Source organism: Lentibacillus sp. JNUCC-1 (assembly GCF_009741735.1).
GTDB lineage: Bacteria > Bacillota > Bacilli > Bacillales > Amphibacillaceae > Lentibacillus_B.
On record NZ_WHOH01000001.1, the window covers coordinates 1,417,302 to 1,435,967 of the forward strand.

At 45.3% G+C, this 18,666-nt stretch carries 22 protein-coding genes; 4 read left to right on the plus strand and 18 right to left on the minus strand.

The genetic code is table 11. The features are described 5' to 3' along the window. Positions 1–22: 22 nt before the first annotated feature. The 5 genes from JNUCC1_RS06395 to JNUCC1_RS06415 form a co-directional block, all read right to left on the minus strand. Complete coding sequence (locus tag JNUCC1_RS06395) at positions 23–643, minus strand: class I SAM-dependent methyltransferase (RefSeq protein WP_156644623.1); 621 nt, start codon at positions 641–643, stop codon at positions 23–25. Between the two features lie 36 nt (positions 644–679). Beyond that, positions 680–1,846, minus strand: a complete 1,167-nt coding sequence (locus JNUCC1_RS06400; RefSeq protein WP_156644624.1) for a TraB/GumN family protein — start codon at positions 1,844–1,846, stop codon at positions 680–682. 210 nt (positions 1,847–2,056) lie between these two features. Continuing rightward, a complete protein-coding gene (locus JNUCC1_RS06405) occupies positions 2,057–2,671 on the minus strand; it encodes a YpjP family protein (protein WP_156644625.1) in 615 nt (204 codons plus the stop codon). Between the two features lie 102 nt (positions 2,672–2,773). Further along, positions 2,774–2,977: a hypothetical protein gene (locus JNUCC1_RS06410; protein WP_156644626.1), complete on the minus strand. Its 204-nt coding sequence runs from the start codon at positions 2,975–2,977 to the stop codon at positions 2,774–2,776. 78 nt (positions 2,978–3,055) lie between these two features. Then, positions 3,056–3,664, minus strand: coding sequence for a hypothetical protein (locus JNUCC1_RS06415; protein ID WP_156644627.1), 609 nt, complete (start codon positions 3,662–3,664; stop codon positions 3,056–3,058). A 246-nt stretch (positions 3,665–3,910) separates the two neighbouring features. Here JNUCC1_RS06415 and JNUCC1_RS06420 point away from each other — a divergent pair, with 246 nt between their 5' ends. Continuing rightward, positions 3,911–5,113 carry a dicarboxylate/amino acid:cation symporter gene (locus JNUCC1_RS06420; protein ID WP_231784074.1) on the plus strand — a complete coding sequence of 401 codons (1,203 nt, stop codon included), beginning with the start codon at positions 3,911–3,913 and terminating at the stop codon, positions 5,111–5,113. A gap of 40 nt (positions 5,114–5,153) precedes the next feature. Here JNUCC1_RS06420 and JNUCC1_RS06425 read toward each other — a convergent pair whose 3' ends face one another. The 6 genes from JNUCC1_RS06425 to JNUCC1_RS06445 all read right to left on the minus strand — a co-directional run bounded on the left by JNUCC1_RS06425 (position 5,154) and on the right by JNUCC1_RS06445 (position 9,786). Beyond that, positions 5,154–7,598: a heavy metal translocating P-type ATPase gene (locus JNUCC1_RS06425; RefSeq protein ID WP_331713637.1), complete on the minus strand. Its 2,445-nt coding sequence runs from the start codon at positions 7,596–7,598 to the stop codon at positions 5,154–5,156. Positions 7,599–7,610: 12 nt separating this feature from the next. Next, positions 7,611–7,937, minus strand: coding sequence for an ArsR/SmtB family transcription factor (locus JNUCC1_RS06430; RefSeq protein ID WP_156644629.1), 327 nt, complete (start codon positions 7,935–7,937; stop codon positions 7,611–7,613). A gap of 168 nt (positions 7,938–8,105) precedes the next feature. Further along, a complete protein-coding gene (locus tag JNUCC1_RS06435) occupies positions 8,106–8,915 on the minus strand; it encodes a DUF4097 family beta strand repeat-containing protein (RefSeq protein WP_156644630.1) in 810 nt (269 codons plus the stop codon). Beyond that, positions 8,908–9,150: an HAAS domain-containing protein gene (locus tag JNUCC1_RS18610; RefSeq protein ID WP_231784075.1), complete on the minus strand. Its 243-nt coding sequence runs from the start codon at positions 9,148–9,150 to the stop codon at positions 8,908–8,910. The genes JNUCC1_RS06435 and JNUCC1_RS18610 overlap by 8 nt, the downstream gene beginning before the upstream one ends. Continuing rightward, complete coding sequence (locus tag JNUCC1_RS18615; protein ID WP_231784076.1) at positions 9,150–9,449, minus strand: DUF1700 domain-containing protein; 300 nt, start codon at positions 9,447–9,449, stop codon at positions 9,150–9,152. The genes JNUCC1_RS18610 and JNUCC1_RS18615 overlap by 1 nt, the downstream gene beginning before the upstream one ends. Positions 9,450–9,459: 10 nt before the next feature. Then, positions 9,460–9,786 (minus strand): PadR family transcriptional regulator, encoded by a 327-nt coding sequence (locus JNUCC1_RS06445; RefSeq protein WP_156644631.1) that lies wholly within the window; start codon positions 9,784–9,786, stop codon positions 9,460–9,462. A 199-nt stretch (positions 9,787–9,985) separates the two neighbouring features. Between JNUCC1_RS06445 and JNUCC1_RS06450 the strand changes: the two genes are divergently transcribed. Next, positions 9,986–10,375 carry a hypothetical protein gene (locus JNUCC1_RS06450; protein WP_156644632.1) on the plus strand — a complete coding sequence of 130 codons (390 nt, stop codon included), beginning with the start codon at positions 9,986–9,988 and terminating at the stop codon, positions 10,373–10,375. A 140-nt stretch (positions 10,376–10,515) separates the two neighbouring features. Beyond that, positions 10,516–11,208: a CAP domain-containing protein gene (locus JNUCC1_RS06455; RefSeq protein ID WP_231784077.1), complete on the plus strand. Its 693-nt coding sequence runs from the start codon at positions 10,516–10,518 to the stop codon at positions 11,206–11,208. Positions 11,209–11,285: 77 nt separating this feature from the next. On the opposite strand, the gene JNUCC1_RS06460 is transcribed toward JNUCC1_RS06455, so the two are convergent. The 3 genes from JNUCC1_RS06460 to modA all read right to left on the minus strand — a co-directional run bounded on the left by JNUCC1_RS06460 (position 11,286) and on the right by modA (position 13,627). Beyond that, positions 11,286–11,921, minus strand: a complete 636-nt coding sequence (locus JNUCC1_RS06460) for an ATP-binding cassette domain-containing protein (protein ID WP_156644633.1) — start codon at positions 11,919–11,921, stop codon at positions 11,286–11,288. 181 nt (positions 11,922–12,102) lie between these two features. Continuing rightward, positions 12,103–12,786 carry a molybdate ABC transporter permease subunit gene (modB, locus tag JNUCC1_RS06465; protein WP_156644634.1) on the minus strand — a complete coding sequence of 228 codons (684 nt, stop codon included), beginning with the start codon at positions 12,784–12,786 and terminating at the stop codon, positions 12,103–12,105. A 19-nt stretch (positions 12,787–12,805) separates the two neighbouring features. Next, a complete protein-coding gene (gene modA / locus JNUCC1_RS06470; protein ID WP_197431648.1) occupies positions 12,806–13,627 on the minus strand; it encodes a molybdate ABC transporter substrate-binding protein in 822 nt (273 codons plus the stop codon). A 136-nt stretch (positions 13,628–13,763) separates the two neighbouring features. On the opposite strand from modA, the gene JNUCC1_RS06475 reads away from it, so the two are divergent. After that, positions 13,764–14,684 (plus strand): substrate-binding domain-containing protein, encoded by a 921-nt coding sequence (locus tag JNUCC1_RS06475; RefSeq protein ID WP_156644635.1) that lies wholly within the window; start codon positions 13,764–13,766, stop codon positions 14,682–14,684. A gap of 151 nt (positions 14,685–14,835) precedes the next feature. On the opposite strand, the gene JNUCC1_RS06480 is transcribed toward JNUCC1_RS06475, so the two are convergent. From JNUCC1_RS06480 to JNUCC1_RS06495, 4 genes are all read right to left on the minus strand, one after another. Further along, positions 14,836–15,612, minus strand: a complete 777-nt coding sequence (locus JNUCC1_RS06480) for a 3-hydroxybutyrate dehydrogenase (RefSeq protein WP_156644636.1) — start codon at positions 15,610–15,612, stop codon at positions 14,836–14,838. 120 nt (positions 15,613–15,732) lie between these two features. After that, positions 15,733–16,800, minus strand: a complete 1,068-nt coding sequence (locus JNUCC1_RS06485) for a Gfo/Idh/MocA family protein (RefSeq protein WP_156644637.1) — start codon at positions 16,798–16,800, stop codon at positions 15,733–15,735. A 129-nt stretch (positions 16,801–16,929) separates the two neighbouring features. Then, positions 16,930–18,126 carry a DUF819 family protein gene (locus JNUCC1_RS06490; protein ID WP_156644638.1) on the minus strand — a complete coding sequence of 399 codons (1,197 nt, stop codon included), beginning with the start codon at positions 18,124–18,126 and terminating at the stop codon, positions 16,930–16,932. Positions 18,127–18,241: 115 nt separating this feature from the next. Further along, complete coding sequence (locus JNUCC1_RS06495) at positions 18,242–18,523, minus strand: hypothetical protein (protein ID WP_156644639.1); 282 nt, start codon at positions 18,521–18,523, stop codon at positions 18,242–18,244. Positions 18,524–18,666: the final 143 nt, after the last annotated feature.

The following is an 18,666-nucleotide window of genomic DNA, read 5'->3' on the forward strand; positions in this document are numbered from 1 at the left end:
TTTTTACAGGGAGAGACCCTTTCTATTTTTGGCACACCGCAATTCCAAGTGGGTGTGTAAGTGTGTTGTCGTGAAATGCTGCGGGCTCGATCAGCGCTCTGTTCTGCCCATAAAACTTGACGTTTTTATATGGGGTAAAAAGCGCGGTGAATTCCATTGGTGTCAGTTGATGGACATGGAATTGTTGGCCACTTGGAATGCCCCGTCCTTTTCCAAACGGGGTTGACAGGATCAACGTTCCACCTGGCTTGAGCATGCTGTATAGGTTGTCCATAAACTGCGCTTCTTCGTGAACGTGTTCAATCGTTTCAAAACTGAGAATGACGTCAAACTGTCCTAGTTTTTCTGGCAGATCAGGATCTGTCACATTGCCTTTTATAAAGCTAGATAGCGGATGATAATAGGTGGCTCTTGCGTAATCCAATGTAGCCGGATCAATGTCCACGCCAATGATTTCATCGATTCGCGCTTTACATTCTTTGGCTATAATATGTGTTCCGTACCCCGAACCACAGGCAATATCAAGCACCCGGCCCCGTGCATGGGGAACGGAAAAATGGTACCGGGCTAAATGTTCAATCAACAGGTTATTGAGAACATCCATCTTTTCTGGGATTACACGTTCTCCCGTATCCTTCAACATATCCTCACGTCCTTACGTCATGGTTCGCCCAGTCAACTATAGGTTTTCCAGAAATACGCGGATGACGTCAGCGCCCCCTATAAACGTACCAATCGAGCTACCGATGTTGGCAAGGACGACGATGAGTAAAATTCGTGTGACACGATTATTCCAAAACCCTTTGACCGTATGCACATTATCCGCCAATTGCTCGAAGTCCGCAACAATCGGTTTTTTCACGAACGCCTGGACAAGGCCGGCAAACCAACCGGCTGCAATGAGCGGATTGAGTGAGGTAATCGGGGCAACTACAAATGCTGTCAGAATCGTGAGCGGATGCCCCAATGCGGCTAAGGCTCCCATAGCTGAGAAAGTGCCATTCCAAATAATCCAGCTGAGTGTCTGCTCAATCCCTGCAGATGGGTTATTCATAAACGTATATAAAATGATGCTCAATATAATCACCGGGATCATCCAGGCGATCACTTTAGGCGCTTTTGACTTTTTCGGACGTTCGGTTAACTTTGCCAGGTCATGCTCTTTATGAATCTCTTTAGTGATACCAGGCACATGGGCAGCTCCCAGAACCGCAACAATCTTATTGCCCGGTGCTGTTTTGATTTTTTGGGCCAGATATTGGTCACGTTCATCAATAAGAGGGGTTTTCAACCTCGGGAAGTGCTCAGAAAACTCTTTTAGCATCGAATCGAGCATATCCTGTGTTTTCATTTTTTCAAGTTCTTCTTCAGAAATATCCTCCTGAATAAAAATGCTTCCGACAATCTGCATGAGCAGTTTTGCCTTGCCCATCAGTCCGACATTGCTCCAAATTCGTGCAAAAGTAATCTGGATATTACGGTCAGCCAATACAAGTTCAGCACCCGTTTCTTCTGCAGACTCAATCCCTTGGATCATTTCCTGACCAGGGTTGATCCCAAACTGCTTAGCGATTCTTTTTTGAAATGAGGAGATAACAAGGTTCATTAGAAGGAGGGTCGCCCGTTTCTCCTTAATGACTTTAAAAATATCCATATCCCGCCATTTGTTTCCTTCTCGAATGGACTGAAAACGCTGTTCATCCAGTTCCACACAGATCGTGTCCGGCGCTTCCTGTTCAACGATTTCTTTCACTTGTTCAGCACTATGCCGTGAAACATGTGCCGTACCGATTAAGACAATTTCTTTTTGATCCAGCGTCAGCCGGGTAATATTTTCTTCTGACATGATCTTTAGACCTTCCTTTATAAGCGAGCTGTATAGACAGCCTGCCTTCAACTTATAAACACGCTTGCTTTATTAGTTTATCATAACATAATCGGTTCACAATGGGGATTGTGAATCAGATGCAAAACAAACGCATTACCAACTTTTCATCAATAAAAAATCCGCCCCTTAACAAGAGCGGATCTGCATTGTTATTTGAACTTCTGCTACTTACGCCATCCACTTTGGCGGGGTGTTTTTATCCCAGTAGATATCGCCGAGGGTGTGATGGGTTTCAAAATGATCGTCATTTAAATGATAATGGAAATTAAACCAGTAGCCTTCCTGTGGCCGATTATCCCGACGCACATGGAAACGCGCAATATCTTCCTGGCTTCGCTCATCATAGACGTTGAAGATCATTTCCCCAAAACCTGATGCAGGCTCTTCGGTAATGCTGTAATATGCAGCATTCTCATCACCAGCTTTTGTAATCAGTGTATCGAGCACTGTTTCTATTTCAGGAAGAATGTCTCTGTTGAAATCAACGTCAATACGGCTTGCAATCCTAGGACCGAGTTTCATTTCAGCCTGCTGCTTTGCCTGCTCTTTTATCATAAAGGCAAAGTCAACTGGTTCATCGATAGCATCTGCTGACTCCAGTTCGACAGGCGGCGGTTCATAGACAGTCGCTTCCGCATGCACCTTATTCTCTGTGCCGGACTTAGACTGAATCTCGCCTTTACTGCTGTCATGGTCAAGATCAACAGGGGGTTGCGGTATGTAAAGGCCGAGGGTTAAGACGGCGATCATTGCTACGAATATTTTCTGCATCCATCGTTTCATAAGCGTCGTTCCCTTCACATGCTCTCTATTTAAATTTTAACACGTCTGTGCATAACTTTCCATAGATTTTTGAAAAATAACACACTATTAATCTGGCAACCTCTATACGGCAGTTTTAGAACTTTTTCTTAAAGGCGTCTTGATTTTGAATATACGTGAAATCACTTTGCCCACATACATCATTCTGCCTGTGAACATGATGATGTCTGTTGATTTATAAATTGCGATCGTCTTACATACGGCTTTTCCACCAACCGTCAGAGCTGCTATCAAGCTTGTCAAGACGGCAGATATGGTAATAAACATTGGTGAACCACTTGAGGCAATTTGTCAAGTGCAAAAAAACACCACACAGCTTAATAATCTGCGTGGTATTGATACACGTTATTTCAAACTTAGTTCTTCTCCGTCGGTCGTCTCAACTAGAAAGCTCTTACCAGACAACACGTCCTTATCAACTTTCAGATAATTTCTGGGCATGCGATCGGGGTGTAAATCGCTTGGGCCATCTTCATCAAAGGATACGATAATTTTAATTAAATCATCACCGGCGATTTCCAATTTTTCTGTATCAGCATCATATCCGGCGTATTTTTCGTCTCCAATTTGCCATAGAAGAATATCCTCATCTTCCCATTCAAAAGTGTCATCCAGATTACTTGGATGGTCATCTGCTGTGTAATACCAAACTCCCGGCTCTGCCTGTCGTTTGGGAGAGCCGCCGAACCATGTTACCTGAGTATAAGAAACCTGTTCTGAAGCTGACTTGGGGGCAACTCCTTTAGACTCTTCACTTTCCGAATCAGATTCATTACCCGCGTTCTCCGTCTCTTCTTTTGCTTGATTGTCTTCATTCTCTTTTTCAGCAGCGTTCTGTTCGTTGGTATCAGCTTTTCCATTCGCCTCTGCTTCTTCATCACTGCCACCAAAACAACCGCTTAGAATAAGGCCTGTGAGTATAAGTGTCATAACGAGTCCATATGTACGAAACATGCTAAAGTCCCCTTAAATTTGTTCATTCTCTTTATCATATCTAAGGGTGACCCATATATCGTGAATCTAAAGTCTCAATTTTATGTTTTTGGTTGGTTCTTTTTACCTATACGCCTTTCAATACATTGTTCAAATTACACATTGTATCTATTTGTTGTTACAATAAATAATACAATGACTTGAAGGTGTTGATGACAAACGATGCAATTATGGACTTGGTATAAGGAAACTTCTCTTGTAATAAAAATGACAGTCGGATTCGTGCTTGGGATTATTGTCGGACTTATATTTAAAGGACAAGCCTCTTTTTTGGAACCGCTTGGCACACTTTTAATTCACTTGCTCAGCTTAGTGGCCATTCCGGTTATTTTTCTGACGGTCGTGCTCGCTGTAGACAGTATGAATACAAAACAGCTTGGGCGTATGGGCGGTAAGCTTTTACTGTATTACATGGCTACCACTGCCGCTGCTGTTTTAATAGGTGTGAGCCTTGCGCTTTGGGTCAACCCTGGAGAAGGGGTGACAATGCCGAATACAGAAGTTGAGCAGCCTGATACGCCAGCTTTCTCTGATGTTTTACTGCAGATTGTGCCGAAAAATTTATTCCAGGCGTTTACCGATGGCGATTTAATGGCCATTTTATTTATAGCAATCATTACTGGAACTGCGATTTCTGTCATGCGCTATTCGACAAATGAGCAATCCAATAAATATGGGGAGATGCTTAACACTTTCTTCTCAGCACTTAATGAGATGTTTTATAAAATCCTGAACGGTGTTCTGCTGTATGCGCCTATTGGAATTTTCGCCATCAGTGCGACATCCTTTGGAAGCCAAGGCTGGGATACGCTCTTATCTTTACTTAAGTTTTTGGGTGTTTTTTATGGGGGAGTTGCTTTATTAATGTTGTTTGTTTATACAACATTTTTAAAGCTCGCAGGATATTCAGTCATCCAATTTTTCAAGCAGACCAGAGAAGCCCTTCTAACAGCATTCTTCACATCTAGCAGCATCGCCACGCTGCCGATTGCTATTAGCGCTGCGAAAAAAGCAGGTGTCTCAGATACCACAGCGAACTTCTCACTGCCATTAGGGGCTGTATTTAATTCTGATGGCGGTGCACTTAGAATGGGAGTTTCCCTCGTATTTGCTGCCAACATTACAGGCTTAAATTTATCACCGACAGATTTCTTCGTTATTGTCGTGATTGGCACACTGCTCTCGGTTGGAACAGCAGGGGTACCGGCTGCTGGGCTTGTTACACTTTCCGCTGTGTTGACGATGTTTGGGCTGCCGCTTGAAATTGTCGCCTTAATCGCTGGAGTTGATGCCCTCATAGGGATGGCTGGTACAGCATCTAACGTCATGGGAGACGTTATTGGAGCTGCCGTGGTCGATAAATCAGAAACTAAGGGTCGCGCAAAAGCTACCCCAGAATTTAGCCATTAATAAAGAGGCTGCTCGATGGATTCGAGTGGCCTCTTTATTTTTAATCTCTTATTTTTAATAGACGAAGTGAGTTTAATATGACTAGAACTGCGGCTCCTGTGTCACTAATCACAGCCAGCCAAAGTGTCAGCCACCCGGGGAAAATCAGAACTAAAGCAGCAAATTTGATCAACAGCGAAAACCAGACGTTTTGCTTAATGATATTCAACGCTTTGCGGCTCAGCCTAATGGTGTGCGGTAACTTCTCAAGATTATCAGCCATCAGCACGATATCAGCAGTTTCCATTGCTGTATCTGTACCGGCACCACCCATTGCGATACCGAGCTCTGAAGTCGCAAGAGCTGGGGCGTCGTTAATCCCGTCGCCAACCATAGACACCTTGTAGCCTTCCGATTGCAGCTGTTTAATCGCTTGTACTTTATCTTCCGGCATCAGCTCGGAAAAGTATCTGTTCACATGAGCCGATTGAGCGATATTTTTCGCCGTTTCTTCCTGATCACCGGTTAACATCACGACCTGTTTGATGCCGATGTTTTTCAGACTATCAAGTGCTCCGACAGTCATGGGACGGATGGTGTCAGCTACGGCAATAACGCCAAAGATGTCGCTTTCCGTTCCGACAATAACAATCGTTTTGCCTTGTTTTTGAAGCTGATCCACTCGTTCTTCCACTTCTTCCGGAAGACTTCCCAATTCATTAAACAACTTTTTATTGCCGGCATAATAGACGGTGCCTTCAATCGTTGCCTGTACCCCTCTTCCAGTCAGATTGGCAAACAGGGTCCCAGATTTGGCTTGAACGGACTGATCCCGCGTATAGTTGACAATCGTTTTGGCGATTGGATGTGTGGAATATTCCTCAAGCGTCCGTGCAAGTGACAGCAATTCATTCTCTGAAACCGACAATGGCACTACATCGGTTACGTTCGGTTTCCCTTCTGTCAGGGTACCGGTTTTGTCAAAAGCAATCGCATTGATATGCCCAGCTTTCTCCAAGAAAGTACCGCCTTTGATCAGAACACCTTCTTTGGCGGCATTGCCGATAGCAGACACGATCGCAACCGGGGTGGAAATAACCAAGGCACACGGACAGGCAACAATAAGAAGTGCTAAACCTTTATAGGCCCATTCTCCCCACGCACCAAATCCGAATAATGGCGGCAGGACAATGACAGCGAGGGCCGCAGCAAACACGATTGGCGTATAAATGGCTGCAAATTTATCGATAAATGCCTGACTTGGCGCTCTTTGTTCTTGCGCTTCTTCCACCATATGAATAATTTTCGATAAGGTGGTGTCTTCAACAAGCTTCGTAACGGTCATTTCCAAAGAGCCACTTTCATTGATGGTCCCGGCATAAACTGTATCACCTGGTGCTTTATCAACTGGCACAGATTCCCCTGTGATGGGAGCCTGGTTCACACTCGTTTCACCTGAAAGAATCTTGCCATCCAACGGTATACGGTCCCCGGGCTTAACAACAATTTCATCGCCGACCGCAATGTTTTCCACCAATTTCTCAACAAGTCCGTCCGCTGTTTTCACCCATGCCTTGGACGGGGCCATATCCATCAGCCCTCGGATCGACTGGCGGGTCTGTTCCATCGAACGATCCTGAAGCACATTCCCGAGTGAGAACAGCCATACGACCATTGCACCTTCCAGCCACTCCCCAATAATGGCTGCCCCAATGGCCGCCATTGACATCAGAACGTTCATATCGAGAGAACGGCTTTTAATGGAATAAAAAGCCGATTTGACGGGTTTTTTACCGCTGATCACGATTGCTGCTGCAAACAAAATCGTTGTCAGCCAATAGGGACTGTCAAGCTGCTGGCCGACAAATCCGGCAGCGATAAAAATACCGGATAAGATGATTGAACTGAACCCGAATGTCTTCTTAGTCTGTTCTGTCGACTCATGGCTGGATGTGACAGGTTCAGCAGTGTAGCCCAGCTTTCCTACCTCACCTATGACCGCTTCATCACTCATCGTGTGAGCAATTTTCATCTGGCCTGTGGAGAAATAAACATGTGCTTCTTCAACCTCGGGCAAAGAGGTCATGTGTTTTTCAATCCCAATCGCGCAATTTCCGCAATCCATGCCGTCAATTTTGTAGGTTGTAAGGCTGTTTGTTTGTTCAATGGGTTCAGTTGTGAATCCAAGTTTTTCAACTTCATGCATAACGGTATCTCCAGATAATCCAGCTGCACCCACTACTTTTAACTTTCCAGTGGCATAACTCACATTCGCTTGAAAAATGTCTTTCATTTTTTCCAAACTTTTCTCAATGGAGGCAGCACATGATGGGCAGTCCATACCATAAACGCGGTATTCCGTTGTTTCTCCACCTATATTTTTTTTATAGCCACTATTATGGTCTTGAGCAACATCATTGCAATGATTGTTCTCTGTTTGACTGCAGCTTTCAGAGGCGTCTTGAGAACTGCAGCAAGTTGACGTGTGATCTTTTTTGTCTGACACACGCCTCACCTCCTATTCTTCATCCACTTGTCCTTCACAGGACAGGACATCTGATTGAACATCCATTAATACATCGTCAAACGTATCCAGCAGGTGACGGACTTTATCATTGAGCAAGCGATAATACATGAATTTGCCCTCTTGTCTGCCAATAATCAGTCCACATCCCCGAAGGCAAGCGAGGTGTTGAGAAATACTGGATTGACTGCCACTCACCTCGTTCATGATTTCTGAGACGGTTTTTTCACCTTCTTTGATCGTATCCAGAATCTGAATCCGAACTTTATGAGAAAATCCATGCAGGAATTTGACTTTTAGATCAAGGTCTACTGTTTGCATATACAAACCCTCCGTTCACATTAGATAATACTAATATGATATTAGTTATCATATTACGCCTTTCTAATATGTGTGTCAACTCATATTAGAAAGGCGTAATATAAAAACGCAGGGTACACCAAAAAAGTCGAGAAAATCCTTTTAGTGTAGCCTGCGTATTTACCTGCTTTATTCTTTTTCTACTGTAATGGAACCATTGTTGGATGTGAGTGTAATTGTATGTGTGCCATCCCCAATGAGTTTGCTGCCGCCTTTTTCGCCATAAAGGCTGATGCTGCCATTGTCTGTTGTCGCATCAAAAAAGGCATCTGTTGGTGTTTCTGACGTCATTACAGTGATCTTTCCGTTGCTTGTTTTGAGTTCAATGTCTTGATTAAGGGTTTGTGTTTTCAATGTGATGGAACCGTTATAAGAACGCCCCTTTATATGACCGTCAACGTGATCGAGATGAATCTTGCCGTTATCAGTGCGGGCCTCGGTGTTGGATGTGTTTACATTGGTAAGATTGATGCTCCCGTTGTCTGTGTCGATCTTTAAGTTTTCTGTGCTTAAGTCATCAATATGAGTGCTCCCATTATCATTATCCAGCTTTATATGTTTAAACTGTTTGTCTGGCAGCGTGATCTCGAGTGTTCGTTTGGTAAAAAAACCAAAATCAAAGCTAAATAACTTCCAAGGTTCTTTGACTGTTTCGACTGATAGCTTGGAACCATCCGTTTTAATATTGACATGATCTTGATCACGTTTCGCAGTTTTCCCTTGCCAGGCCACCGTTACTTCTTGCTGATCAGCTCGTTTGATCACGATCGCTTCATTGCTGGCTTTTATTGCAATCGATGTGACATCTTGCACATTAACCGTATGTGATTCTTCCTTTTCATCCGCTGCCGATGCTGATGTGAATGTCAGAAAGCTGCCGACGCCTCCAATTACGATCAATATAACGGCCACTGCAATCCATATCTTCAATCTACGCACGTTCCATTCCTCCTTTAACCATGTTCATGTTAAAACGCAAATATCTGATAAAGCCTTTTGCAACAACGCGCGTCAGGTAATACATGCCAACGATTATCAATACGCCTATACCTGCCAGCACCAAGGAGAAAAAAACGTCGAACCATATAAATGTTTCCGGTTGTAGCACAGCATTCAAAATGACAAGCAGCGGGGAGCCAGTAAATGAAACACCTGTAATCCAACCTGCTGCCATCACCCCACCAACGCCACAAAAGGACCTAGCACAATAATCAAGTTAAACATGCTGAGACCAAACACGGCCCATACAGCACGCATCATATTGCCTGCCGATGTGTTATGTTTCACCTTTTCCATATGAAACTCAGCCAGTATTTCTTTTGCGATATGTCTAGGTGACCCGAGTGCTGCAGAAATCTGATATTCCGTTTTCCCCTCTGACAGTCCATTGGAAAAGTGCTCTTCAAAATCTTGAAGGATTTCTGCCTGATCATGTTTGTTGAGTGTCTTTAAACCCGTCTCCACCTCCCTCATAAATGTCTCTCTATTCACCTTCATCCACACCTTCCGCAATTAAATGATTAACCCCTTTAGAAAAATCGTTCCATTCCTGAACGAGCGTTTGCATATACTGACGCCCTTCTTCAGTTAACTTATAATACTTTCGTGGTGGGCCCTCAATGGATTCCTGCAAGTAGGTTGTTAAATAGCCGTCCTGTTTTAAACGCCTCAGCAACGGATACACTGCCCCCTCAGAAATTTCAATTTGAGCAGAGATCTCCCTGACTAGCTCGTAGCCGTAGTGTTCACGTTTATTCAAAAGGGCAAGGACACAAATACCAAGCACGCCTTTTTTAAATTGTATGTTCATCGTTTCGCCTTCTTTCATGGTACTATTTAATGCACAATACTGATCTAAGCACACTATAACAGATAGTACTGTTTATAGCAAGGTAGTGAATCACATTACATATAAAGCCTTATTAAGCATATATTTCAAGTATAGTTCAATTATTTTACACACTATGTAATATTTGATAAATTGAAAACAAGATAAAAGGAGGGTAAAAATGGGAGCCAAATGGATTAAGGTTTCCGTGTTTTATTTCTTACTTGGAGTAGGGTTCGGTCTTTACATGCACTCTACAATTGAATTGCAATGGGCGGCCACACACGCGCATATCAACGTGGTTGGTTGGCTGACAACGGTCGCGATCGGACTCATTTATTCCGTTTATCCAGAAGCTGGAAACAGTGCGATGGGGAAAGCTCAATTTTGGCTGTATAACATTGGACTGCCGGTGTTATTGATTGGGATGTTTATTATTCAACCAGCAATTCCGGTACCACCCATTTTGATTGAACTGACTGTATGGGGTGGTGGCGGTGCATTGGCAATTTCCATCCTTCTGTTCATTGCGAATGTGTTCACCAACGTTCGAAGCCGTGATCATGTGTAAGTAATAGAGAGGAAGCTTCCGTCCCTTTATAGGGATGGAAGCTTTTTTTAAAAATGACACCAAACCGGGGCACGAAAAAAGTTCCGCTCATAAATTTCTTCCTTTTGCACACGCTATGGAAAAGTGTGTAAGGAGATGAAATGATGAAACGAATAACCGTTATGCTGATTGGATTTGCTCTGGTGGTGCTAACTGCGTGCGCGAACGACAGCAATTCGCTGGACAGCAATGACAACCTGAATATATCAAACGACAGCACGGAAAAGCCGAGCCATAAACATATGCCATTGGAGCCAACGCGGAATGCACGAAATGGTATGCCGCCCGAGAGCACTTGGTATGACCCGCTGAAGAATCCTGAAGCCAAGCGTATTCCACCTCGACGGCAGGCTGATGAAAGGCCGCCCGAGTTTGACAATACGACGAACCCTGACACGACAAGACCGAGTCAAGGCATGAATGAATTTACATCAGCCGTTATATCTCTAACCAATGAAGAAAGAGAGAAACTCGGCCTTGATCCGCTGATCGCCGACGAGACGTTAACACGTGTGGCATTGGAGAAGGCGCGGAGCATGCAGCAGGATGGCTATTTCTCACACAATAGTCCGACATATGGATCGCCTTTTGAAATGATGAATCAGTTCGGTGTCACCTACAAATCAGCCGGTGAAAATATCGCCCGCGGCCAGCCGGCACCCCAAGAGGTTGTTAATGCGTGGATGGACAGCCCTGGCCACCGTGCTAACATAGTCAATCGGAATTATACGCATATCGGTGTTGGCTACGTGGCAAATGGTCATTACTGGTCCCAAATGTTCATTGAAAGATAAAGCGCTGCCGGTGCATTCTTTCCCGGGAAATAACGAAAGCGAGACAAACGGATGAATTCTCCGTCTGTCTCGCTTTTTCATAGGATTGCATTGTGGCTAAGCTGCAATTGTCCTTTATCCACATACATAATTCGGTCGCCCAGTTCCTCTGCTTCTGCATGGGAATGGGTCACCATGATGATCGGAATTTTCCACAGTTTGTGAAGCTCAATTAACTCCTGATGACCTTTTTCCCTTGTGACATCGTCCAGCGCGGAAAACGGTTCATCCAACAGAAGCAGCTCCGGTTCTGTTGCCAAGGCCCGAGCGATGGCGACACGCTGCTTCTCTCCGCCAGAGATCTGGAGAGGATATTGCTGCTTGAGGTGCTCAATGTTCAGCTGACTCAGCAGCCTTTTAGCGAGGGCCTCACTTTTCGCGCCATACATCACATTTTTCCATACAGTCATATGAGGAAAGAGAGCATAATCCTGAAACAGATAGCCGACGTTCCGGCTTTGGGGCTGAAGCGATACGCCGTTTTTTCGAAAGAAATAACGGCCATTTAATTGAATGGACCCCTCATCCGGCTTGGTGAGTCCAGCCAGACAATTGAGAATCGTTGTTTTGCCGGATCCGGATGGACCAAACAAAACAACGATCTCATTCCCCACTGTAAAATCAACGTCCAATGGGAAATGGGTGAGTTTTTTTTGAATATCCACTTGCAGCATGAGGGGGCACCTCCAAGGCAGATTATTTTTAGGGAAGAGGTTGTTCTCTAACTAGGGCAAAATACTTCTATCTAAGCAAGATGGCTGTCTATCCAAGGAAGATCGGTGCCTATCAAAGGAAGCATGCATTCTATCAAAGGAACGCCAGCGTCTATTTTTCAACATTGCCTGCCCACTGGCATCACTTCTCCCGATACCGCATCATGTTGCGCTTGCTCCACCAGTTGAGCCAGAGAATGGCGCTGAATCCGAGAGCGACGATAATCACCACCCAGAAGGTTGCTTTCTCCATGTTGCCGGATTCGACGGCGAAGTAAATAGACAATGGAATCGTATCGGTAATGCCAGGTATGTAGCCTGCAAGCATGAGTGTGGCGCCGAACTCCCCGAGCGCGCGGGCAAATGTCAGCACCGTTCCTGACAAAATGCCCGGCCAGGCAAGTGGAAATGAGATCGTCCAGAACACCCGCCATCTGGAAGCCCCCATTGTGTAAGCCGCTCGCTCGACATTTTCATCATATTGCTGAAACGCTGCCGCCGCACTCTGGTACATCAACGGAAAAGCGACCACAACCGCTGCGATAATAACTGCGCTCCACGTAAACACAATTTGTACGTCAAACCATTCTTGCAACAGCTTGCCGATCGGTCCGTTTTTGCCGAAAAACACGAGCAGGCCAAATCCGACAACCGTCGGCGGCAAAACGAGTGGCAGGAGAAAGACGGCTTCGAGAATGCCTTTTCCCGGAAATTCCCGGCGTGCGATCAACCGCGCCAAAAAGACTCCGACCACGAAAACAATGACGGTCGCAAGGGCTGCGGTTTTAAATGAAAGCCATAATGGTGACAGATTATCATCGATCATACAGATTCAATCCCGTTCGTTATTTATTAAAACCGTATTCGGCCAGCTTCTCCTGTGCTTCATCTGATTGCATGTAGTCAATGAATGCCTTCGCTTCTGCCTCATGCTTTGTATCGGCAAGAACCGCGCCGGGATAAATAATCGGATCGTGCATCCCTTCTTCCGACTTAGCTATGATATCAACTTTGTCAGAAATGAATGCATCACTTTCGTATACAAAGCCTACTTCCGCGTTACCGGTCTCAACGTACGTTAACACCTGACGCACGTCTTTGGCAAACACAATAGCGCCTTGAAGTTCGTCCCACTTTTCGATTGATTTTAACGCCTGTTCAGTATATTTTCCAGCCGGCACACTTTCCGGATTACCGACCGCTACTTGCCCGTCATCAGTATTCACATCTTGAAACGACTCATAGTCCAGGTCAGATGTTTTGTTTTGAATTAACACGAGATTGTTCCCTGTCACGTCTGCACGTGTGCCTTCCAGCAGCAAGCCTTCTTCTTCCAGGGTATCCATCCAGTTCTGATTCGCTGAAATGAAAGCATCTGCTGGCGCACCTTGCTGAATCTGCTGGGCTAGGGTGCCTGAACCGCCGAGATTAAACGTCAATTCGACATTATTGTCTTTTTCATAATCAGCCTTAATGTCTTCCATCACATCTGCCAGACTGGCAGCAACGGAAACGATTAATTCTGCGGGTGCTTCGTCGTTGTTTTCAGCGTTCGAGTCATTTGCGGCATTCGCACTTGGGTCATCACTATTGCCACCGCAACCTGCCAAGGCAAGCATTGCAACCAATATTAAGCCTATACGCCATCGATCGAGTGGTGTGGTCATCTCATCGCCCCCCTCTTCTGTTTACTTATATGTAGTTATAACGAGTTATATCTAATTATAGTTAATGATAGTTTCATATGTTTGTCAAGGGTATGATAGAATGAATATACGCATGCGAACTGAGGTGATTTAAACGATGGATGATGTCTCTTATACGACTGAAGAAATTGCTCAGCTGCTCAAAGTGTCCAAGCTGACTGTGTATGATTTAATCAAAAAAGGGGAGCTTTCAGCCTACCGTGTTGGCCGCCAAATGCGGATTGACGCAGCTGATCTGGAAGTCTATAAACATAGAGGACGTGAAAAAAGCGAGGTCCCGTCGTTTCAAAATAAAGCACAATCTGCTTCCACCTTACGCGGGCAAATTGTGATCAGCGGGCAGGACAGCAGCCTGGATGTGTTGGCCAAAGAATTGGAGCAGAACCTTGAAAACACGCGGCCGCTCAGGTCTTACGTTGGCAGTCTTGACAATTTAATGAATATGTATAATGGTGAGGCTGATTTAGTCAGTGTTCATTTATTCGACGGGGATACTGGGAATTATAATGTACCGTATGTGCGGAAGCTATTTGTCAGCAAATCATTTCTTATTGTTAAATTTATTGAAAGAACAGCGGGGCTATACGTGGCAAAAGGCAACCCGAAAAACATTCAGACCTGGACGGATTTTGCAACAAAAGGGATCAAGATGGTGAACCGCGAATCTGGAGCAGGGGCGCGGGTGCTCCTGGACGAACAGCTAAGGTTAAATGGCGTCGATCGGTACAGCGTGGTAGGCTACGGGGATGAAGTCCTGAGCCACCAAGATGTCGCATCAATGGTGGCATCCGGCAAAGCAGATGTCGGCGTCGGTATCGAACACGCCGCCCTGGCAGCCGAGGTTGATTTCCTGCCAATGGTTCAGGAACAATATGACTTAGTAATGCTGAAAACACCAGAGACTCAGCCGCTCGTTGCCCATGTGAAAACAATTTTGAGTGACACTGACTTCCAGAATAAGCTTAAAGCACTGGGATATGAGGTGAGTCATATGGGGGAAGTACTGTGGGAGCAATAACCCATACTAAACTTACAAAGAGGGTGACGCCAAAAACAGCGCCGCCCCCTTTTTTCTAAGCAACGGATTAATAAACAATAACCTACCATAAACCCCAGCATGAAATACACGAGATTTTTCCCATTTTGCATCTAGCTGACCATCTCTCTGATCATTGAGTGGTATAACCGCCGTCCAGGACGACACTTTGGCCTGTGACGCCTTTTGCTTTATCGCTGGCGAGAAACAGGGCATAGTCAGCAATTTCCTGGACATCGAGCAGGCGTTTTTGCGGCACAAGCGGGTACAGCACCTCTTCCAACACATCTTCAACATTCACACCGCGGTTTTTGGCTAGGTCCTCAAACTGTCCGCGCACGAGAGGGGTATCCACATACCCCGGACAGAGCGCGTTTACCGTTATGCCATGTTCTGCACATTCAAGCGCAGCCACTTTCGTTAAGCCGATAAGGCCATGTTTAGCACTGTTGTAGGCGGCTTTGCCGGAAAATCCAATGAGACCGTTGATGGAAGACATGTTGATGATCCTTCCCCACTTTTGATGCTTCATGTCAGGCAGAGCGTGCTTAATCGTTTTAAATGCACCCGCGAGCATGATTTGCAGCATTTTTTCATAAGTGTCTGTTGGGAAGTCTTCAATTGATGCTACATGCTGGATACCGGCATTGTTAATAAGCACATCGATCCTGCCATATGTGTTTTTCACATAATTAAGCGCATAGACCACTTCATCTTCATTGGACACATCGCAGACAACACTTGAGCATTCCCCACCTGCTGCTCTCGCTTCTTGGACAGCCTGTTTAAGCTTATCCCCGTTAATGTCACTCAGCACCACTTTCGCGCCTTCTTCCATAATCGACCGCGCCATCTGATAACCGATCCCACTCGCTGAGCCCGATATAAACACAACTTTATCCTGAACCATCGTACCCCTCCTATTATTTTTATAGATTATTTTACATCGAATTGGATTCTGTATTTGATCTTGATGAGAGCGCCGTGATTTGCGCTACCGTTCCATTCAATTAGTTGAACGTTGAAAAATTCACAATGTCACTTGACGGCCTTCGCGGTCTGAGCGGCGGATGGCGTCGAGTACTTTTTGCGTTGTCTGGCCGTTTTCAAAACTTGCCAGATAGGGGTGTTGATCCCCACTTTCCAATGTTTCATATAAGGCATCCAGCAAAGGCTTAAGGCCGTTATAATATGGAGCGGCAGCTGATGGGAGTGTTTCTGGCACAGCCAGGCTGTTCAGTTCGATCGCCTCAAATGCCTGATCTTCTTTTGCAAAAAGGAGTTGAGCGTCATCCAACATCACAAGGGTGCCTTCGTCTCCATATATTTCCAGACGTTTCCCATGCTGGGCTTTTCGGGCAGCCGAAACCAGGTCTAGTGTAACGGTGGTGTTGTTTTTCAACGTACCAATCACGTGAAAAGCATCATCGGCCGTTCTGTGTTCAACCTTTCCATTTTCATCTTTAAATTCTGGGATATGTGTCATGAGATGGGCATTCAACGCTTTAAACGAGCTGTCCGTCCACCAATGCAAAGAATCGATCATATGGGATCCTAGCGCGTTCAGCAAGCCGCCGCCATCCTCTTTTTGTCCAAGCCAGCCTCGTTTTTTCGACGTTAAGGGCTGATAGGCTGGGTGGGTGTATTCGTAGCGAATGTGCATGATGTTCCCAAGTTTTCCTGCTTCGATCATTTTCTTAACTTCAGTACGCGCAGGTAAAAAGCGAAATTCATGGTTAATGAAACCCAGCTTCCCTGCTTGGTCCCGCGCTTCGATCATATCGGTCGTTTCATTGTGCGTCAGGGCCATGGGTTTTTCACATAAAACGTGAATACCTCTAGAATAAGCTTCCTCGACCATTTCCTTATGTGCAAAAACAGCTGAGGCCACTACGAGCAGGTCAAGCGATTCATGATCAAGGATTTTCTTCCAATTCGTATATACATTATGAATGCCGCTTAATGTCTTGGCAGCTTCCGTATTTCCTCTCACGCTTGCAAGCGCTACGACTTCAAACCCGTCATGAACTTTCATCATGGGCGCATGAACTCTAGCTCCAAATCCTGTTCCAATGATTCCAACTTTATAACCGGACATCTCCAGCACTCCTTTTTATAAGACTAAATATACTGACTTTATCATAACAGAAAACGCCCAATCCGTCGCAGTAAACATATCTGAGCACACAAAAAGCTCTCCACTAACGGGAGAGCTTTTTTACAGATGCTAAAAGAATTTGGACACCATCTCGGCAAGGGCTGCGGTCCCGACGGCGGCATAGGTTCCAACAACATTACCCAGAATCCCCATTAAGAGTCCAACGGGTGCAAGGGATGGTTGGAATACAGATGCCACAACCGGAGCAGAGCTTGTCCCGCCGACGTTCCCCTGAGATCCAACAGCTACGAAAAACAGCGGTGCCCGGAGGAGACGCGCCATCCCAAAGATGATAATGACGTGAATAGCGAGCCAGACGATACCCATAAATACATACTGTGGTGCATCGAGCACGTAAGCAAGGTCAGCTTTCGCCCCGATTGTCGCAAGCAAGATGTAAATGCCGGCATAACCGACTTTACTGGCGCCGAAATTCTCCAGCTTGCGAACGGGTGTAAACGAAAGCAGGATTCCGACTGCAGATATAATCATGATGGTCCATGTGCCGGCTGATAACACTGATGTCACCGGGAGCGTTTCGGAAAACTTGCGAATGATAAACGACACACCGAAACCAAGACCAATGATGGCAGCAAGCTGGGGCACTGCGACTGGGCGGGCGTTTTCCCTTTCGATCTGAGCCATGTCCTCGTTCACCTGTTTAATGACCGAGTTATCAGCTTTATTCCATTTGTTGAATTTATCCTGAAAACCGGCAAGGAAGATCATGATTCCCATCCAGCTGTACCCAACAACAGTATCAACGACAATAATCGGCGACAAAATTTCCTGTGGGGTGCCTGTGGCTTCGATCAGGGCAGCCATGTTTGCACTGCCGCCAATCCAACTGCCTGCAAGCGCGGCCACCCCAGTCCATGCCTGGTCCGGGAGAAGCGGCTGGAAGATCGCGAGTGCAATTGGTCCGCCTATCATAATTCCAAATGTACCGGCAAAGAACATGATCAACGCTTTAGAACCGAGCTTCAGCGTTGCGGGAACATTCGCTGATAACAGCAAAAGCAATAGCCCAAATGGCAAGACGTATGTGGAGACAAAATCATACAAAGATGACTGGTCTGGTATGATGCCAACTGTTGTTGAAATCATCGGAATGAAATAAGTCCATATCAGGGGCGGTGCATAATGAAAGAATTTTTTTAGAAACGGGTTCTGTGATTCACCCAAAATAAAAATAAGACCCACAACAGCGGTCAAATAAGCAAATATGGCCATCGGATCCTGAATGAGTGGCGCAGCAAAAAGCATAACAATTCCTCCTGTGTCTGTTCGTGATGTAATGTTGCAATTTATGGGGGTAAATGAGTGAACGAGCGCTCAATCTAGAGACAGGTAAAAGAAGCTGAAAACAAAGTTTTGTTTATCAGCCGATGTAGCGCAGGGCTTTTTCAATAAACTTGTGCGGAGATGTTTTCACTAAATATGTAAACATACCGCTGGAAGTATGCAGATAAAGCATCCCGGCCTCGCCGTCCATTGCCCGATAAGACAGGTCCAGAATATCTTTTGTCGGAAATTGACGGTGTTTCGTTTCCAGGACGGTCGGATATAAGCGCAGATACCGTTTGTCCTCCCACTTGCTGAGACCTGTAGCACTGATTTCCTGTTCAACTTTGTAATACGGAAAAATGGCAACTGGCTCCATGGAACGCCTCCGCGAACATATTTCACCCAATATTTGATGTTAGGGTATGTCTATTTTACACGTTTCATGTATTTTGTGAAAGTGTTTTATCAAAAGTCCCGCATATCACATCGCAACGCCAGCTATTCATAAAACGGTTTATT

Excerpts from the sequence above, each read along its gene's own strand:
- JNUCC1_RS06395 (WP_156644623.1), bottom strand. The coding sequence starts at position 643 with ATGTTGAAGGATACGGGAGAACGTGTAATCCCAGAAAAGATGGATGTT.
- JNUCC1_RS06400 (WP_156644624.1), bottom strand. The coding sequence starts at position 1,846 with ATGTCAGAAGAAAATATTACCCGGCTGACGCTGGATCAAAAAGAAATT.
- JNUCC1_RS06405 (WP_156644625.1), bottom strand. The coding sequence starts at position 2,671 with ATGAAACGATGGATGCAGAAAATATTCGTAGCAATGATCGCCGTCTTA.
- JNUCC1_RS06410 (WP_156644626.1), bottom strand. The coding sequence starts at position 2,977 with ATGTTTATTACCATATCTGCCGTCTTGACAAGCTTGATAGCAGCTCTG.
- JNUCC1_RS06415 (WP_156644627.1), bottom strand. The coding sequence starts at position 3,664 with ATGTTTCGTACATATGGACTCGTTATGACACTTATACTCACAGGCCTT.
- JNUCC1_RS06420 (WP_231784074.1), top strand. The coding sequence starts at position 3,911 with ATGACAGTCGGATTCGTGCTTGGGATTATTGTCGGACTTATATTTAAA.
- JNUCC1_RS06430 (WP_156644629.1), bottom strand. The coding sequence starts at position 7,937 with ATGCAAACAGTAGACCTTGATCTAAAAGTCAAATTCCTGCATGGATTT.
- JNUCC1_RS18610 (WP_231784075.1), bottom strand. The coding sequence starts at position 9,150 with ATGGCAGCAGGTTGGATTACAGGTGTTTCATTTACTGGCTCCCCGCTG.
- JNUCC1_RS18615 (WP_231784076.1), bottom strand. The coding sequence starts at position 9,449 with ATGAGGGAGGTGGAGACGGGTTTAAAGACACTCAACAAACATGATCAG.
- JNUCC1_RS06445 (WP_156644631.1), bottom strand. The coding sequence starts at position 9,786 with ATGAACATACAATTTAAAAAAGGCGTGCTTGGTATTTGTGTCCTTGCC.
- JNUCC1_RS06450 (WP_156644632.1), top strand. The coding sequence starts at position 9,986 with ATGGGAGCCAAATGGATTAAGGTTTCCGTGTTTTATTTCTTACTTGGA.
- JNUCC1_RS06455 (WP_231784077.1), top strand. The coding sequence starts at position 10,516 with ATGATGAAACGAATAACCGTTATGCTGATTGGATTTGCTCTGGTGGTG.
- JNUCC1_RS06460 (WP_156644633.1), bottom strand. The coding sequence starts at position 11,921 with ATGCTGCAAGTGGATATTCAAAAAAAACTCACCCATTTCCCATTGGAC.
- modB (WP_156644634.1), bottom strand. The coding sequence starts at position 12,786 with ATGATCGATGATAATCTGTCACCATTATGGCTTTCATTTAAAACCGCA.
- modA (WP_197431648.1), bottom strand. The coding sequence starts at position 13,627 with ATGACCACACCACTCGATCGATGGCGTATAGGCTTAATATTGGTTGCA.
- JNUCC1_RS06475 (WP_156644635.1), top strand. The coding sequence starts at position 13,764 with ATGGATGATGTCTCTTATACGACTGAAGAAATTGCTCAGCTGCTCAAA.
- JNUCC1_RS06480 (WP_156644636.1), bottom strand. The coding sequence starts at position 15,612 with ATGGTTCAGGATAAAGTTGTGTTTATATCGGGCTCAGCGAGTGGGATC.
- JNUCC1_RS06485 (WP_156644637.1), bottom strand. The coding sequence starts at position 16,800 with ATGTCCGGTTATAAAGTTGGAATCATTGGAACAGGATTTGGAGCTAGA.
- JNUCC1_RS06490 (WP_156644638.1), bottom strand. The coding sequence starts at position 18,126 with ATGCTTTTTGCTGCGCCACTCATTCAGGATCCGATGGCCATATTTGCT.
- JNUCC1_RS06495 (WP_156644639.1), bottom strand. The coding sequence starts at position 18,523 with ATGGAGCCAGTTGCCATTTTTCCGTATTACAAAGTTGAACAGGAAATC.